At 72.1% G+C, this 16,140-nt stretch carries 12 protein-coding genes; 2 read left to right on the top strand and 10 right to left on the bottom strand.

Annotated elements, in window-relative coordinates:
• Nucleotides 1-5 precede the first annotated feature (5 nt).
• Nucleotides 6-1,352 (top strand): GH1 family beta-glucosidase, encoded by a 1,347-nt coding sequence (locus ABD671_RS15605; protein WP_344734352.1) that lies wholly within the window; start codon nt 6-8, stop codon nt 1,350-1,352.
• 101 nt (nt 1,353-1,453) lie between these two features.
• Here the strand turns inward: ABD671_RS15605 and ABD671_RS15600 are convergent, their stop codons facing one another.
• Genes ABD671_RS15600 through ABD671_RS15565 form a run of 8 tightly spaced genes read right to left on the bottom strand, consistent with a single transcriptional unit; the run spans nt 1,454 to nt 10,922 of the window.
• The gene (locus tag ABD671_RS15600) at nt 1,454-2,617 is read right to left on the bottom strand and encodes an acyl-CoA dehydrogenase family protein (protein WP_344734351.1); all 1,164 of its coding nucleotides are present in this window, start codon (nt 2,615-2,617) and stop codon (nt 1,454-1,456) included.
• A complete protein-coding gene (locus ABD671_RS15595) occupies nt 2,614-4,512 on the bottom strand; it encodes an ATP-binding protein (RefSeq protein ID WP_344734350.1) in 1,899 nt (632 codons plus the stop codon). Before ABD671_RS15595 ends, ABD671_RS15600 begins: the two co-directional genes overlap by 4 nt.
• A 37-nt stretch (nt 4,513-4,549) precedes the next feature.
• Nucleotides 4,550-6,130 (bottom strand): acyl-CoA carboxylase subunit beta, encoded by a 1,581-nt coding sequence (locus ABD671_RS15590; RefSeq protein WP_344734349.1) that lies wholly within the window; start codon nt 6,128-6,130, stop codon nt 4,550-4,552.
• Nucleotides 6,127-6,594 carry an SRPBCC family protein gene (locus tag ABD671_RS15585; protein WP_344734348.1) on the bottom strand — a complete coding sequence of 156 codons (468 nt, stop codon included), beginning with the start codon at nt 6,592-6,594 and terminating at the stop codon, nt 6,127-6,129. The genes ABD671_RS15590 and ABD671_RS15585 overlap by 4 nt, the downstream gene beginning before the upstream one ends.
• Nucleotides 6,591-7,763, bottom strand: a complete 1,173-nt coding sequence (locus ABD671_RS15580; protein WP_344734347.1) for an acyl-CoA dehydrogenase family protein — start codon at nt 7,761-7,763, stop codon at nt 6,591-6,593. Before ABD671_RS15580 ends, ABD671_RS15585 begins: the two co-directional genes overlap by 4 nt.
• The gene (locus ABD671_RS15575; protein ID WP_344734346.1) at nt 7,760-9,490 is read right to left on the bottom strand and encodes an acyclic terpene utilization AtuA family protein; all 1,731 of its coding nucleotides are present in this window, start codon (nt 9,488-9,490) and stop codon (nt 7,760-7,762) included. Before ABD671_RS15575 ends, ABD671_RS15580 begins: the two co-directional genes overlap by 4 nt.
• Nucleotides 9,487-10,302 (bottom strand): TIGR03084 family metal-binding protein, encoded by an 816-nt coding sequence (locus tag ABD671_RS15570; protein WP_344734345.1) that lies wholly within the window; start codon nt 10,300-10,302, stop codon nt 9,487-9,489. The genes ABD671_RS15575 and ABD671_RS15570 overlap by 4 nt, the downstream gene beginning before the upstream one ends.
• On the bottom strand, nt 10,299-10,922 hold the full coding sequence (locus ABD671_RS15565; protein ID WP_344734344.1) for a TetR/AcrR family transcriptional regulator: 624 nt from the start codon (nt 10,920-10,922) through the stop codon (nt 10,299-10,301). The genes ABD671_RS15570 and ABD671_RS15565 overlap by 4 nt, the downstream gene beginning before the upstream one ends.
• 112 nt (nt 10,923-11,034) lie before the next feature.
• On the opposite strand from ABD671_RS15565, the gene ABD671_RS15560 reads away from it, so the two are divergent.
• Entirely contained in the window at nt 11,035-11,394 is a 360-nt protein-coding gene (locus ABD671_RS15560) for a hypothetical protein (RefSeq protein ID WP_344734343.1), read from the top strand.
• A gap of 397 nt (nt 11,395-11,791) precedes the next feature.
• Here the strand turns inward: ABD671_RS15560 and ABD671_RS15555 are convergent, their stop codons facing one another.
• Nucleotides 11,792-12,739: an aminoglycoside phosphotransferase family protein gene (locus ABD671_RS15555; RefSeq protein WP_344734342.1), complete on the bottom strand. Its 948-nt coding sequence runs from the start codon at nt 12,737-12,739 to the stop codon at nt 11,792-11,794.
• Between the two features lie 236 nt (nt 12,740-12,975).
• Nucleotides 12,976-15,969 (bottom strand): S8 family serine peptidase, encoded by a 2,994-nt coding sequence (locus ABD671_RS15550; RefSeq protein WP_344734341.1) that lies wholly within the window; start codon nt 15,967-15,969, stop codon nt 12,976-12,978.
• Nucleotides 15,970-16,140 lie beyond the last annotated feature (171 nt).

Genomic DNA, 16,140 nt, shown 5'->3' with positions numbered 1-16,140 from the left:
GTGCCATGACCGATGCGGCCGCCGTTCCGGAGCTGCCGCCGGGCTTCCGATTCGGGGTCGCCACCTCCGCGTGGCAGATCGAGGGCGGCGTCGCCGAGCGCGGTCCCTCGATCTGGGACACCTTCGCCGCCGCCCCCGACCGCATCCGCGGCGGCGCGACCGGCGACCCCGCCTGCGACAGCTACCACCGGTGGGGCGAGGACGTCGGCCTGCTCGGTCGCCTCGGGGTGCACTCCTACCGGTTCTCGATCTCCTGGCCGCGGGTGCAGCCCGGCGGCCGCGGGCCGGCGTCCGCCGCGGGCCTGGACCACTACGAGCGTCAGGTCGACGCGCTGCTCGCCGCCGGCATCGACCCGATGGTCACCCTCTACCACTGGGATCTCCCCCAGGAGCTCGAGGACGACGGCGGCTGGCTCAACCGCGACACCATCGACCGCTTCGCCGAGTACGCCTCGATCGTCGCCGACCGGCTGGGTGACCGGGTGCGGCAGTGGGTGCCGGTCGACGAGCCCAACGTCGCCTCGATGTTCGGCTACGGCCTGGGCACGCATGCGCCAGGACGCACGTTGCACTTCAACGCCCTCTACACCGCCCACCACCTGCTGCTGGCCCACGGCCGCGCGGCGGTCGCCGTCCGGGCGTCGTCGACCGGCGAGGTCGGCTGCGCCAACAACCACGCGCCGATGTGGCCGGTGAGCGACGACGCCGCCGACGTCGGTGCGACCAAGCTCTTCGACGCCCTGTGGAACGGCTTCTTCCTCGAGCCGATGCTGCTCGGGCGCTACCCCACCGACCTGCTGCCGCTGATGGAGGACGTCGTCCAGGAGGGCGATCTGGCCACCATCCGGCAGCCGCTCGACTTCTACGGCGTCAGCTACTACATGCCGATGCGCATCGGGGCGACGCCCGAGGACGCCGACGTGCCCTTCGAGCTCTGCGAGACCGTCGGCTACCCCACCACCGACCTCGGCTGGCCGATCGTGCCCGACGCGCTGCGCGAGTGGCTCATCACGATGCGGGCCCGCTACCGCGCCGCGCTGCCGCCGATCCTCATCACCGAGAACGGCGCGGCCTTCCACGGCACCCGCGGGGCCGACGGCGTCGTCGCCGACGCCGACCGCATCGCCTTCCTCGACGCCCACCTGCGTGCGGTCGCCACGGCCGCCCGGCGCGGCGTCGACGTGCGCGGCTACTACGCCTGGTCGCTCCTCGACACCCTGGAGTGGACCGAGGGCTGGACCCAGCGCTTCGGCCTCGTCGAGGTCGACGAGGCGACCGGCGAGCGCACGCCGAAGGCGTCCTTCGACTGGTATGCCTCGGTGATCGCGGGGCAGATGCGGTCGCTGGGGTAGGCAAGTTTCCCCGGCCGACCGGGGAAACTTGCCGTTTGCGGGCTCCGGAGGCCCGATTTCGGGCAGTTTCCCCGGCCGACCGGTGAAACTGGCGCCCGACCTCAGTACGACTTCGGCAACCCCAGCGAGTGCATCGCCACGAAGTTGAGGATCATCTCCCGGCTCACCGGCGCGATCCGGCCGACGCGGGTGGCGACGAGGAGCGAGGCGATGCCGTACTCCTGGCTGGCGCCGTTGCCGCCGTGGGTCTGGATGGCGGCGTCGACGGCGTGGCAGGCGGCCTCGGCGGCGGCGTACTTGGCCATGTTGGCGGCCTCACCGGCGGCGAACTCGTCGCCGGCGTCGAAGAGCGCGGCGGCCTTCTGGTTCATCAGCGCCGCCATCTCCAGCTCGATGTGCGCCTGCGCGAGCGGGTGCGCGATCGCCTGGTGGGCGCCGATCGGGGTCTTGAAGACCGCGCGCTCCTTGGCGTAGGCCACGGCCTTGTCGAGGGCGTAGCGGCCCAGGCCCACGTTGAAGGCCGCGGCCATGATCCGCTCGGGGTTGAGGCCGGCGAAGAGCTGCATGAGGCCGCCGTCCTCGTCGCCCACCAGCGCGTCGGCGGGCAGCCGGACGTCGTCGATGAAGACCTGGAACTGCTTCTCCGGGGAGATCAGCTCCATCGGGATCGGGTTGGCCTCGAAGCCGGGGCTGTTCGTGGGGACGACGAACAGGCAGGGCTTGAGCTTGCCGGTCTTGGCGTCCTCGGTGCGCGAGACCACCAGCACGTTCTCGGCCTCGTCGACGCCGGAGATCCAGATCTTGCGGCCGTTGAGGATCCAGCCGTCGCCGTCCTTGCGGGCGGTGGTGGTGATGTTGTGGGTGTTGGTGCCGGCGTCGGGCTCGGTGATGGCGAAGGCCATGGTGCCGGTGCCGTCGCAGATGCCGGGCAGCCAGCGCTGCTTCTGCTCCTCGGTGCCGTAGCGGGCGATGATCGTGCCGCAGATCGCGGGGCTGACGACCATGAGCAGCAGCGGGCAGCCCTGCGCGGCGAGCTCCTCGCAGACGGCGGCGATGTCGCCGATGCCGCCGCTGCCGCCGCCGTACTCCTCGGGAACGTTGACCCCGAGGAAGCCGTGCTTGGCGATGTCGAGCCACAGGTCGGTGGTCTTGCCGCCGCTGCGGGCCTGGGCGTTGAAGTACTCCCGGCCGTACTTGGATGCGAGGGCCTGGACGGCCTTGCGGAGCTCCTGGCGCTCCTCGGACTCGGTGAAGCTGACGGTCATTCCTTCTCCTCCACGACGGCGAGCACCTCACCGGCGGCGACCTGCGCACCGGGCTCGACGTTGATCTCGGTGACCACGCCGTCGGTCGGCGCGCTCACGGTGTGCTGCATCTTCATCGCCTCCATGACCAGCACGGGCTGGCCGGCGGAGACCTCCTCCCCGACCCCGACGGCCACCTGGACGACGGTGCCGGGCATCGGTGCCAGCAGTGAGCCGCTGGCGAGCTGGTCGGCCGGGTCGACGAACCGCGGGACGCGGGTCAGTCGCACATGGCCGCGGGCGGAGTCGACGTCGACCGCCGCGCCGTCGACGCTGACGGCGTAGGCGGTGCGGACGCCGTGGACCTCGAGGGTGACGAGCTCGGACGACGCCGCCACCACCGTCACGCCGGCGGGTTCGGCCACGGTGTAGCCGTCGCGGCCGCCGTACCAGGCGACGGTGGTCTCCTCGCCGTCCCGTTCGAGGACGGTGCGCTGCGGCTGGCTGACGACGTTGCGCCAGGCCGCCGGCAGGTGGCGTTGCACGCGGCGCTCGGCCACCGCCTGCTCGGCCAGCGCGATCGCCGCCGCGGCCGCGGCGCCCGGGTCGGGGGCCGGCGCCGGCATCGTCGCGACGATCTCGGGCAGCCGGTCGGTGCTCACCTCGCCGCGCAGGAAGCCGGGGTCGCGCAGCACGTGCACGAGCAGGTCGCGGTTGGTGCGCAGGCCGTGGATGCGCGACCTGGAGAGGACGCCGGCCAGCTTGAGCGCGGCCTCCTCCCGGGTCGGCGCCCAGGCGATGACCTTGGCCAGCATGGCGTCATAGAACGTCGAGACGGTGCTGCCGGTGGCGAAGCCCGCATCGACGCGGACACCGGGGGTCGCCGGGATCTCGAAGGCCGTGAGCGTGCCGCTCTGCGGCTGGTAGTCGGCTGCGGGGTCCTCGGCATAGAGGCGCACCTCGATGGCGTGCCCGTGCGGTGCGTCGGACCGGTCGACCGCCGCGTGGCCCTGCGCGGCCTGGAGCTGGAGGCGCACCAGGTCGACGCCGTGCACGAGCTCGGTGACCGGGTGCTCGACCTGGAGGCGGGTGTTCATCTCGAGGAAGGAGAACCGCTCGGTGGCGGGGTCGTAGAGGAACTCCACAGTGCCGGCGCCGCGGTAGTCGACGGCCTCGGCGGCCGTGCGCGCGGCATCGTGCAGGGCGGCGCGCACCTCCTCGCGCAGGCCGGGCGCGGGCGCCTCCTCGACCACCTTCTGGTGGCGACGCTGGAGGGAGCAGTCGCGTTCGCCGAACACGACGCTGCCCACCACCTGCACCTCGACGTGGCGGCCCTGCTCGATGTAGGGCTCGACGAACACCGTGCCGTCGCCGAAGGCGGACGCCGCCTCGGCCTCGGCGCGGGCGATCTCCTCGGCGAGGTCGTCGAGACGCCGCACGATGCGCATGCCGCGGCCCCCGCCGCCGGCGGACGCCTTCACCAGCAGCGGCAGGTCGGCCTCGGTCGGCTCCGCAGGCGCCTCGAGCACCGGGACGCCGGCCGCCTTCATCAGCTTCTTCGCCTCGATCTTCGAGCCCATCTGCTCGATCGAGGTCGGGGTCGGACCGACCCAGGTGATGCCGGCGGCCTCGACCGCTCGCGCGAACTCCGCGTTCTCGGAGAGGAAGCCGTAGCCGGGGTGGATCGCGTCGGCGCCGCTGCGCCGCGCGGCCTCCAGCACGAGGTCGACGCGCAGGTAGGTCTCTGCCGGGGCGCTGCCCGGCAACCGGACGGCGTGGTCGGCCTCGGCCACGTACGGCAGATCGGCGTCGGCGTCGGAGTGGATCGCCACGGTCTCGATGCCGAGTTCTCGGCAGGTGCGGAAGACCCGGCTGGCGATCTCGGCGCGGTTGGCGACGAGGAGGCGGGTGATCATCGGTGGGTGACACCTCCGGCGGTGGCGTGGGCTGAGGTCACGGTCGGAACACCCCGAACCGGTCGGTGCCCACGATCGGGCGGGTGTCGATCACCGAGAGGCAGATGCCGAGCACGGTGCGGGTGTCGCGAGGGTCGATGACGCCGTCGTCGTAGAGCATCCCGGAGAGGAAGTGCGGCAGCGACTGCTCCTCGACCGAGGCCTCGATGAAGGCGCGCATCTGCGCGTCGGCGTCCTCGTCGTAGGCCTGGCCGCGGCTCTCGGCGGAGGCCCGCGCGACGATCGAGAGGACGCCGGCCAGCTGCGCCGGGCCCATGACCGCCGACTTCGCCGAGGGCCAGGTGAAGAGGAAGCGCGGGTCGAACGCGCGGCCGTTCATGCCGTAGTTGCCGGCGCCGTAGGAGGCGCCCATGATCACCGTCAGGTGCGGCACGGTGGAGTTGGAGACCGCGTTGAGCATCATCGCGCCGTGCTTGATGATGCCGCCCTGCTCGTACTCCTTGCCGACCATGTAGCCGGTGGTGTTGTGCAGGAACAGCAGCGGGGTGTCGGTCTGGTTGGCCAGCTGGATGAACTGGGTGGCCTTCTGCGCCTCCTGGCTGAACAGCACGCCCTGGGCGTTGGCGAGGATGCCGATCGGCCGCCCGTGCAGGCGCGCCCAGCCGGTGACCAGCGAGCTGCCGTAGAGCGGCTTGAACTCGTCGAAGGCCACCGCGTTGCCGGCGCTGACGCCGTCGACGATGCGGGCGATCACCTCGCGGGGGTCGAACGGCTCCTTGAGGTCGCTCGGGATGAGGTCGAGCAGGGTCTCGGGGTCGGCGTCCGGTTCGGCGTAGCCGGTGGGCTCGGGGGTGGCCTTGCGCCAGTTGAGGCGGGCGACGATGCGGCGTCCGATGCGGATCGCGTCGAGCTCGTCCTCGGCGAGGTAGTCGGCCAGGCCGGAGGTGCGGGCGTGCATCTCGGCGCCGCCCAGCGACTCGTCGTCGGACTCCTCGCCGGTGGCCATCTTCACCAGCGGCGGTCCACCGAGGAACACCTTCGCCTGGTTGCGCACCATGACGATGTAGTCGCTCATGCCCGGCACGTAGGCGCCGCCGGCGGTGGAGTTGCCGAAGACCAGCGCGATCGTGGGCCGCTTGTCGGCCGAGGAGCGGGTGAGGTCGCGGAAGAGCTTGCCGCCCGGGATGAAGATCTCCTTCTGGGTCGGCAGGTCGGCGCCGCCGGACTCCACGAGCGAGATCGTCGGCAGCCCGTTCTCCTCGGCGATCTGCGCTGCCCGGAAGATCTTCTTGACCGTCCAGGGGTTCGAGGCGCCGCCCTTCACCGAGGGGTCGTGGGCGATGATCATGCACTCGACGCCCTCGACCACGCCGATGCCGGTGACCACGCTGGCGCCGACGGTGAAGTCCGAGCCCCATCCGGCCAGGGGTGAGAGCTCGAGGAAGGCCGAGCCCTCGTCGATGAGCAGTTCCAGCCGCTCGCGGGGGAGCAGCTTGCCGCGCGCGTGGTGGCGCGCGACCTGCTTCTCCCCGCCGCCGGCGACCGCCTTGGCGTGCTCGGCGTCGAGCGCGGCGAGCTTCTCCAGCATCGCCTCGCGATGGGTCGGGGCCTGCGTCATCGCTCCGCCACCTGCTTCATCCTCTCCAGGGTGGTGCGCATGCCGCGCTCGTTCGTGCGACCGCGCAGCGTGCCGAGCAGCAGCCAGTACAGGCGCAGCGGCAGCGCGGTCGAGAGCCGGAAGTACTCGGTGACGCGGACGCCGTCCGGTACCTCCTCGAGGCGGTAGCCCCAGTTGTTGACGGCGTTCTTGCCGCCGACCGAGAACTCCAGGTGCTGCTGCGGCTCGCACACGTTGATCTGGCAGGGCACCCAGTAGATGGGCCCGACGCCGTTGCGCTTCACGTGGCCGCGGAACCGGGCGCCGACGGCGGGTCCGGTGGCGCCGTGGGTCCACTCGGCCTCGAAAGTCTCGGGTGAGAACTCCCCGATGCGGGTGACGTCGGAGACCAGGCTCCAGACCTCCTCGATCGGCGCCGCGATCGTCAGCGACACCTCGCCGTACGGCGCTCGCAGGAGGCTCACGACGCGTACCCCAGCAGGCGGGCGGCGAGGTCGGTGAGCACCTCGGTGGCGCCGCCGCCGATGGGCAGGATGCGGGCGTCGCGGTAGTGCCGCTCGACCTCGGTGCCGTTCATGTAGCCGGTGCCGCCGTGCAGTTGGACGGCGGCGTCGGTGACGAAGCTGGCCGCGTTGCAGGCGGTCTCCTTGGCCAGGCAGACCTCGGCGATCACCGATTCGCCGGCGTCGTGGCGTCGGGCGACGTCGTGGGTGTAGACCCGGGCGATCTCGACCTGGCGGCGCATCTCGACGAGCTTGTGGCGCACGACCTGGTTGGCGATGAGCGGCTTGCCGAAGGTCTCGCGCTGGCGGCAGTACTCGGCGGTGAGCTCGAGGCAGCGGGCGGCGATGCCGTAGGCGTGGACGGCGAGCGCCACCCGCTCGACGACGAACTGCTCGGCGATGGCGTAGAAGCCGTGGTTCTCGGTGCCGACGAGGTTCGTGGCGGGCACCCGCACGTCGGCGTAGCCGAGCTCGGCGGTGTCGGAGCAGTGCCAGCCCATCTTCTCCAGCTTGCGGTCGACGGTGAAGCCGGGCGTGCCCTTCTCGACGACGATCAGCGAGATGCCGCCGTGGCCGGCCTCGCCGGTGCGCACGGCGGTGGTCACGAAGTCGGCGCGCACGCCCGAGGTGATGAAGGTCTTCGCGCCGTCGATGACGTAGTGGTCGCCGTCGCGCCGGGCGGTGGTGCGGATGTTCGCGACATCGGAGCCGCCGCCCGGCTCGGTGACGGCCAGCGAGCCGATCAGCTCCCCGGCCAGGGTGGGCCGCACGAACCGGTCGATGAGCTCGGTGTCGCCGCTGGCCACGATGTGCGGCAGGGCGATGCCGTGCGTGAACAGGCCCGCCATCAGGCCGCTGGAGGCGCCGGCCTCGTACATCGCCTCCTGGAGGACGACGGTGTCCATGACGCCGCCGCCCTGGCCGCCGACCTCCTCGGGGAAGCCGATGCCGAGCAGGCCCTGGCGGGCGGCGGCGCGGTGCAGGTCGCGCGGGATGAGCCGCTCGTCCTCCCACTGCTGCAGGTGCGGGGCCACCTCCCGGCGCACGAACTCGCGGCCGAGTTCGCGCAGGTCCTCGTGGTGGTCACGGTGGTCGGCGCCGAGGTCGGCGCGGGTCTGGGTCGCGGTCACAGCAGTCCCTCCTGGATGTGGACGACGCGGGAGCGCAGCCATTCGCCGAGCGCCTTCGCCTGGGGGTCGAAGCGGGTGGACGCCGCCACGCCCTGCCCGAGCAGGCCGTGGATGACGACGTTGACGGCGCCGAGGCGCGGCAGCAGGTGCACCTCGACGTCGAGGTCGGCGGCCTCGGGGATCAGCTCGCGCACCCGGCGGGGGCTCATGAACTTCGCCAGCCAGGTGATGCGGGCCTCCCGCAGCGGGGAGCCGTCGTGGGCGACCCACAGCCCGATGTTGGCGTCGCCGCCCTTGTCGCCCGACCGCGCGTGCACGAAGGTGCCCAGCGGCGCTCGGCGGTTGAGGGTGTCGGCCGGGGCCGGGTAGGGCGAGGGACGCAGTCCGGCGGCGTGGTCGGCGACCGAGAACACGCTCGGCTCGGCGATCGGCTCGCGGCGTCCGTCGGCATGCACGACCGTGTGCTCGACGAGCGAGCGGTCGACGTACACCGGTCGGTAGACGCCGTACGGCGTGGGCGCGGGCGGCGGCGAGGTGAGGGTGAAGCCCGGGTAGGAGGCCAGGGCGGTCTCGACGACGGGGCCGGTGAAGCCCTTGCCGACCGGGCCGGGCTCGGGGTCCTGCACGGTGCAGCGCAGCAGCACCGAGGCCGACTCCTCGGTGTCGGCGTTCGGCAGCGGGGTGCGCACCTCGCTCCAGTGCACGGTGGCAGCGGTGAGGGACGGCGTCAGTTGGGCGCGCAGCCACTCGGCCTTGGCCTCGACGTCGAGTCCGGTGAGCACGAACTCCATCGCGTTGCGCCAGCCGCCGAGTTCGTTGACGCAGACCTTGAGCTGCTCGGGCGGTGCCTCGCCGCGTACGCCGTGGATGCGCACCCGGTCGGGCGCCTCCTGCGTGAGCTCGACGGTGTCGAGCCGGGTGGTGACGTCGGGGTTGAGGTAGCGCGTCGACTGGATCTCGTAGACCAGCTGCGCGGTGACGGTGTCGACGGTGACGGCCCCGCCGGTGCCGGGGTGCTTCGTGATGACGCTGGAGCCGTCGGCGGAGATCTCGGCGAGCGGGAATCCCAACGGCCGCTGGGGATCCATGCCCGCGCGCATGAGGTCGCGGAAGCCGCTGAAGTTGCCGCCGGTGGCCTGGGTGCCGCATTCGAGCACGTGGCCGGCGACCACCGCACCGGCCAGCGCGTCGTGGTCGTCGGGGGTCCAGCCGAAGTGCGCGGCCGCCGGGCCGACCACGAGCGAGGCGTCGGCGGTGCGGCCGGTGACGACCACCTGCGCGCCGTCCCGCAGCGCTGCGGCGATGCCGAATCCGCCGAGGTAGGCGTTGACGGTGAGTGCCGAGGCCCCGAGCCCGAGGTCGGCCGCCTGCGCTCGCAGGTCGTCGCCCTCGATGTGCGCGACGGCGACGTCGAGCCCCTGCGCGGCCGCCACCTCGCGCACCTTCGCCGCGAGCCCGGCGGGGTTGAGGCCGCCGGCGTTGGAGACGATGCGCACCCCCTTCTCCAGGGCGAGGCCGAGGCAGTCCTCGAGCTGGCGCAGGTGGGTGCGCGCGTAACCCGCAGAGGGGTCCTTCATCGTGTCCTTGCCGAGGATGAGCATCGTCAGCTCGGCGAGGTAGTCGCCGGTGAGCACGTCGAGCGGACCGCCCTCGAGCATCTCGCGCATCGCCGTGAGTCGGTCGCCGTAGAAGCCCGAGCAGTTGCCGACGCGCAGCACGTCGTTCATCGCGCGCTCCGTCCCTCGCCGGCGGGGCCGGCGAAGCACTGGGCGATGTCGAGCCAGCGGTCGGCGTCGGGCCCGACCGCCACCAGGTCGGTGTCGCCGCGGTGCACCCGCTGGGTGGAGAGCAGGCAGAAGTCCCAGGCCGACCCCATGACGGTCTGGACGGCGTCCTCCGGTCCGAACGACCACACCTCGCCCGAGGGCGCGACGAGGTCGATGCGGAACTCCTCGGCCGGGGGCGTGAGGCCGTGCACGGTGAAGGCGAAGTTGCGGGTGCGCACGCCGATGTGGACGACGTGGCGGATGCGGTCGCCGGTGCGCTCGATGCAGGTCGAGGCCGGCACCCCGAGGGTCTCGTAGACGTCGAGCGCGTGCGCCCAGGTCTCCATGAAGCGGGCGGTGGCCATCGAGACCGGCGACATGGGCGGGCCGAACCACGGCATCTTCTGGCCGGCGGGCACGCCGGCCAGTGCGGTGCCGAGGCCGGCGCGGGCGGCGTCCCAGCGGGCCAGCAGCTCGGGCACCGGCAGGGCGCCGAGGCGCAGGGCCTCGGCGTCGACGAACCCGGTGGGGTCGGCGATCGCCGCGAGGACGACGGCGTCCCAGGCCTCCTTGCCGGACGGCGTGTGGGCGCCAGCCGCCAGCGCGGCGACCTCGTCGGTCCAGGCGAGGTGGGCGACCTGGGTGGCGACGTCCCAGCCGGCGGCCGGGGTGGGCTGGCGCCAGCCGGCCTCGTCGAGGGCGACGACGGTCTCGCGCAGCACGGCGCCCTCGGCCGCGAGGTCGGTGAGGAGCTGGTCGAGGGTGGTGCTCATGCGGATGCTCCCGGGGTCGGCTCGGCGAGGGCGTCGGCGAGGGTGATCGCCCACTGGTCGAGGATCCGGCTGCGGCGGCGCCGGTCGTCGGAGATGGTGTTGGCCAGGCCCAGACCGCGGGCGAGGTCGAGGGTGGCCTGGATGAGCTCGCGGCGTCCGGGCTGCGATTCGTCGACCCCGAGCAGCTCGACGGTGAGGCGGTGCACCTCGCGGCCGACCCGCTGCTCCAGCGGCGCGACGGCGGCGAGGAGCTCGGGGTCGGTGCGGGCGGCCACCCACAGCTCGAGGGCGGCGGTGAAGACCGGCGAGGTGAAGTGGTCGGCCAGCATCTCCAGCACGGCGCGGGTGCGGCGCACCCCGCGTGGGACGTCGGCGGCCGCACGGGCCAGCTCGTCGCCGCGCACCTGGGTGAGGTGCTCGACGGCCGCGACGACGAGCGCGGCCTTGGTCGGGAAGTGGTGCAGCTGCGCGCCCCGGCTCACCCCGGCCCGCTCGGAGACCAGCGTGGTGGTCGTGCCGGCGTAGCCGCGCTCGATGAGCAGCTCGACGGTCGCCTCCAGCAGCCGGGCCCGCATGGCGCGCGTGCGCTCCTCCTGCGGGACGCGCACGGTGCTGGCCATGGGAGCAGCCTGGACCGGGCACTAACAAACAGTCAAGCCTGACTTTTTTGTGGTGAGACGGCGGGCGGGCCGGACGGCGACGCGCTCGCACCTCGCGCCTATCGTGGACGCCATGTCGGGCGAGGGGCAGCCACCGTCAGGTGTGCCGGGGGCGCATGAGGAGCAGTCGAGGGACACCTCCGTCGGCGATCGGGTCACGCCCCCGCTGCGGCTCCGCGCGCTGCCGCACACCGCCTTCCCGCTGTGGGATGCCGAGGAGTACCTGGGCGACGACGCGGACTGGCTGCACCGGCACCTCTGCCTCAGCCACGAGACGTACGGACTCCTGCTCGCGTGGCAGCGCGGAAACGCCGAGATGCGCGGACGGTCCGCGGCCGAGCGGGAGGCGCAGGAGCGTCGTGGGCGGCAACTGCTCGCCGTCCTGATCGACGAGCTGGCGCCCCTGCCCGTCGTTTACGACTTCCCTGACTGAGGGCTGGCGTGATCGCCTCCCGCCAGGGGCCTGCCCTTGCGGCGCATCGGCTGACAGGGGTCGGCGTCATGGGTGTGGCGGACATCTGACTGGCGCGTACTCATCGCTCGAGTCACCGGGATCGCCGCTCGCCGGCCCGACCCTCAGGGCTCGGTCGCCTCCTCCTCGAGACCCGACCGGTAGACGGCCGACTTGATCGAACGCAGGATGGAAGAGGTCGTTGAGCCGGTCGATGACCTCTTGGAGGGCGACCATCGTGGGGTCCTTGTGGGTCGCCGAACCCGCGCCGGTGGCTCCCTTGAGGCCGGCGCCCTCGCCGAGGGCGATGTCGACCTGGGCGCCCTGGGTGTGTGTGCAGCAGTCCGGGCTGCAGGTCGCCTGCATCGCGACGATGTTCCTACGACGCCGCGGTGCGACCGTTGATGAGGTCGCCACACACGTGCGTGAGTTGTGCGGTCTCTGCCTCATCGTCGTGTGCGATCGCTGAGGCCAGGGAGGAGAGCGTCTTCCACAGCGCCCAGCCTCGGCCACGCGCCCACGTTGCTTCGTCGATCATGAGGCGGTCTCGCAGGAGTTCTCGCCCGGGTTCGCTCAGAAGCGTCCAGGCGACCGCGAGGTCGCACGAGGGATCCCCGACGCCACAGGTGCCGAAGTCGATCACAGCCGCGAGTTGCCCCTCGCTCAGCAACAGGTTGCCCGCGGCGAGATCGCCGTGGAACCAGACGTCCGTGCCGTCCCACGGGGCGGTCAGGGCGTCGGCCCACACCTCGGCGGCGAGGCCAACATCGACGCGGTCGGTCAACGCCTCCAAGGCTCGACGAGCTGTCGCGTCGTAGGTGAGGAGAGTCGCGCCGCGGTACCAGTTGTGGATGCCGGGCTGCGGGCCATCGGCCGGGTCGATGCTGCGAAGTGACACGAGGAAGTCGGCGAGTTGCCCAGCGAATCGAGCCTGGTCCGTGATGTCGGCCCGAGTGGCCGTGGAGCCGTCGATCCAGTCGTAGACGGACCACGCGAACGGGTATCCCGCGCCCGGCACGCCCAGGCCGCGCACCGACGGAATGGGCACGGGCAGATGCGGAGCCAGTCGAGGCAGCCACTGCTGCTCCTTCTCCACGGCCAACGCGTACTCGGCGGCGCTTGGTAGGCGCACCAGCAGATCCTCACCCAGGCGGAACGTGAAGTTGTCCCACCCGGGGTTCTGGACCGGCTCGACGTCTAGGTGTGACCAGTGCGGAAACTGGTCCGAGACGAGTTTCTGGACGGTGTCTTCATCGACCGTGATGCGTACCGGGGGTGGCCCGAGGTCCGGCACCTGGGTCTCACCGCTGGCCCCTTCCGAGAGCATGGTCTGGACGCTATCGGTGTGCTCTCGCACCAGCATCCGACTGTCGCCAGATCCGAGACTCGCGTCGCCAAGAGCGAGGGGAGCAGGACCTCGCGGGAGGGAGCTGCTCGCCATCCTGGTCGACGAACGATCGGCCGGTGTGACGGCGTCCCACCTCCTCGACCCGCCCCGGACGGCCACCAGCCCCGGCCGCTGGCGGCGACCGGGGCTGATGTGGTGCTGGTGCTGCTGGACCGTCAGGAGCCCGTGGACACCGTGACGGCCGTCGGGCTCAGCGAGCCGTCGTAGTCGACCAGACCCAGGTAGCGGGCACCGGCCTGCAGGCCGCTCCAGCTGACCGTGAACGACGTCGGCTGGGTGGCGGTCACCGGCACCGGGTTGGGGGTGGCGGTGAACGAGCCCAGCGTGGCCGTCGGGTCGAGCGCGTAGGTGTCGAGGCGGAACGGGATCGGCGAGCCGGAGGAGCCGGCGGCGTAGCCGTTCACGTCGACGATGTACGTGCCCGCGTCGGGGGCGACGAGGTCGAGGCGCTCATCGGAGGAACTTGTGGCCGAGGTGCCGGCCTCTCCGGTGATGTCGGCCGGGTCGCAGGAGTCCGACGTGTAGACGAACAGGTCGAGGTCGGCGTTGGCGTCGGTGGCGTCGAGGTCGAACCGCGCGAACGAGGTGTCGGCCGGGATGGTGACGCACTCCAGGTAGTCGTCGCCGGTGGCGACGGCGTCGGTGACGCTCTGGGCCTTGGCCAGCCCGGTGAGGGTCAGCGGCAGGGTGCCGGTGATGCCGGGCGTGATGTCGACCGTGGCCGACCCGGTGGTGCCCGTGCCGGCGACGTCGGCCGGGGCGTCGACGGCGACCGGTCGGATCGCCGTGGGCAGCCGCAGCTTGGTCGGGCCGTTGAGGCTCACGTAGCCGGTGGCGTACTCCGCGAGCGGAGCGTCGGTGCGGGTGAAGGTGAAGTCGACCGTGATCAGGTCGCCGGCCCGCTTGGAGGTGATCTTCGACGGCGTGGTCTTCAGGGTGAAGCCCGGCACCGAGCTCGAGATCGTCCAGGTACCGGTGCGGGTCGCCTGGAAGGTCCGGGTGAAGGTCGCCGGCCCGGCCGCAGCACCCTCGGCGAGGGCCGGGGTGTTGATCTCGTTCGCGTCGATCGGCGCGACGCCGGTGTCGTAGCCCTGCTGGGCCAAGAAGCCCTGCCACTCCCGCGGGGTGGAGGTGACGAACAGGCCCGGGTTGAAGAACTTCGCCGGGTCGACCTCGCCGGCACCCTGGGCGAAGACGTCGGTGTTCGCCTTGTTGTCCTCGGTGCGGGTGTTGGTGGCGGTGGTCATCATCGCGGACTTGATCTGCATCGGCGTCCACTTGGGGTGCTTGCCCTGGAGGAACGCCGCCAGACCGGCGATGTGCGGCGAGGCCATCGAGGTGCCGGACAGGAAGTCGTAGTCGCGACCGTGGTTGGTCGGCGGCGCGACCGCGGCCAGCACGCTGACGCCCGGAGCGGCGATGTCGGGCTTGAGGATGTCGCCGCCGGCGACCTCCGTCGGACCACGCGAGGAGAACCCCGCGATCTGCGGCACCGGGGTGACGCCGACCTTGTTGCCGAGGATGAAGGAGGCCGTGGCCTTGCTGCCGGCCGAGGCCAGGTAGTCGAAGACCTTCGGGCCGTCGACGTCGCTCAGGTGGATCGTCGGGATCTCGTGCGCGTCGGCGTCGAGGCTGTTGGGCGTCGGGTTGATGAGCACCATCGCGACGCCGCCGGCCCGCTTCACTTCCAGGCTCTTGTCGGTGCGGGCGTAGACGCCGCGCAGGCAGACCACGATCTTCCCGGTGACCTTGGTGGGGTCGAGGGAGTCGGGGGCGCAGAGCTTGGCGTCGGTGGCGTCGGGCAGGCCCGAGGCGGCGGCGTCGACCAGCGGGGTCGAGGGCACCGGCTTGGCGGCCAGCGAGGCGCCGGCGAGCTTGACGCCGTTGCCGAGCTTGACGGTGTTCTCCGCCGCGTACGACGAGGACGCCGCCACGGTGGTCAGCCACGGACCGGCGTGGTCGAGCGTGGTGGCGCCGGGACCGGAGTTGCCGGCGCTGGCGGCCACGAAGATGCCGGCCTCGGCCGCGCCCTCGTAGGCGAGGTCGTCGGCGCCGACGTTCGGGGAGGCCCCGCCGCCGACGGAGAAGTTGATGACGTCGACGTTGTCGCCGATGGCGTCGTCGATGGCGGCGAGGATGTCGCTGGTGGTGCAGCCGTCGTCGTCGGGGTCGGCACCGCTCCAGCAGACCTTGTAGGCAGCGATCGAGGCGCCCGGCGCCATGCCGGCGAGGTCGCGGTAGGTGGTGCCCACGACGGTGGTCTTGGCCACGGGGTCACCGGCCGCGGTGCTCGCGGTGTGCGAGCCGTGGCCGTCGCCGTCGCGCGGCGAGAGGTACTCGGTCTCGGCGAGGCCGGACTCGCCGCCGACCTGGTCGAGGAAGCCCTGGTCGTAGAACCGGGCCCCGACGATCTTGGTCGAGCACGTGTCGGCGGCCCACTCCGGACCGGTCTCGCACGCGCCGGTGAACAGGGTGCCGTCGGACTTCTCCATGCGGGTGGTGCTGCCGACCTGGGTGGCGTCCCACGGCCCGGTGGGCTTGGCCGACAGCTTGGTGCCCTTGAAGCTGGCCGACTCGGGCCAGATGCCGGTGTCGAGGACGCCGACGACGACGCCGGAGCCCGCCTTGTCGCGACCGCCGGCCTCCTTCTTCCACAGGCCCTTGCTGCCGGTGAGGCCGAAGTAGTCCGGCGTGGTCTCGTAGGAGTCGAGGTGCTGGAGCGTGTCCTTCTCGACCAGCATCACCCGACGGTCCTGCGAGAGCGCGAGGGCCTGGTCGTGGGTGAGGTCGGCCGCGAAGCCGCTGATCGCGGTCGTGTAGCGCGTGTCGATGCGGGCGCCCACGGAGGAGGCGACCGAGCTCTGCCGCTCGGCCAGGTAGCGCGCGTACGTGCGGGTGGTCTCGGCGGTCGGCCGGAACGAGCGTCCGGTGGCCGCCGGCGACGTCGGCGCCATGCCCTTCGTGCCGCCGCGGTAGGCCGCGGCGCCGGGCTGGCGCAGGACGACGACGTAGCGTCCCGCGCTGAACTGGGAGGCCGCGGTGCCCGAGGGCGCCGCCTCCGTGGCGGTGGTGACCGCCGAGAGGCCGGCGAGGCCGAGGGCCGCTGCCGAGGTGAGGGCGAGACCTGCGAGCGCTCCGCGCTTGCGCATGCCCCGAGGGAGATCCGACACGAGTGACTCCTGATCGGTGGAGATGTGTCGCCGTCCCGATGACCGGCGACTGAATGGGCCCTATCCGAAACCCGTGGCGGTATCGGCGTCAAGCACCTGGGGCCGTCGCAATCGCGGGGATACCCTTCCGTGACCCGCGCTCGACGTGCC

Source organism: Nocardioides fonticola, assembly GCF_039536805.1.
GTDB classification, from domain to species: Bacteria; Actinomycetota; Actinomycetes; order Propionibacteriales; family Nocardioidaceae; genus Nocardioides; species Nocardioides fonticola.
This window is presented reverse-complemented; position numbering and strand designations above follow the sequence as displayed.

Excerpts from the sequence above, each read along its gene's own strand:
- ABD671_RS15605 (WP_344734352.1), top strand. The coding sequence starts at position 6 with ATGACCGATGCGGCCGCCGTTCCGGAGCTGCCGCCGGGCTTCCGATTC.
- ABD671_RS15600 (WP_344734351.1), bottom strand. The coding sequence starts at position 2,617 with ATGACCGTCAGCTTCACCGAGTCCGAGGAGCGCCAGGAGCTCCGCAAG.
- ABD671_RS15595 (WP_344734350.1), bottom strand. The coding sequence starts at position 4,512 with ATGATCACCCGCCTCCTCGTCGCCAACCGCGCCGAGATCGCCAGCCGG.
- ABD671_RS15590 (WP_344734349.1), bottom strand. The coding sequence starts at position 6,130 with ATGACGCAGGCCCCGACCCATCGCGAGGCGATGCTGGAGAAGCTCGCC.
- ABD671_RS15575 (WP_344734346.1), bottom strand. The coding sequence starts at position 9,490 with ATGAACGACGTGCTGCGCGTCGGCAACTGCTCGGGCTTCTACGGCGAC.
- ABD671_RS15570 (WP_344734345.1), bottom strand. The coding sequence starts at position 10,302 with ATGAGCACCACCCTCGACCAGCTCCTCACCGACCTCGCGGCCGAGGGC.
- ABD671_RS15565 (WP_344734344.1), bottom strand. The coding sequence starts at position 10,922 with ATGGCCAGCACCGTGCGCGTCCCGCAGGAGGAGCGCACGCGCGCCATG.
- ABD671_RS15560 (WP_344734343.1), top strand. The coding sequence starts at position 11,035 with ATGTCGGGCGAGGGGCAGCCACCGTCAGGTGTGCCGGGGGCGCATGAG.
- ABD671_RS15555 (WP_344734342.1), bottom strand. The coding sequence starts at position 12,739 with ATGCTCTCGGAAGGGGCCAGCGGTGAGACCCAGGTGCCGGACCTCGGG.
- ABD671_RS15550 (WP_344734341.1), bottom strand. The coding sequence starts at position 15,969 with ATGCGCAAGCGCGGAGCGCTCGCAGGTCTCGCCCTCACCTCGGCAGCG.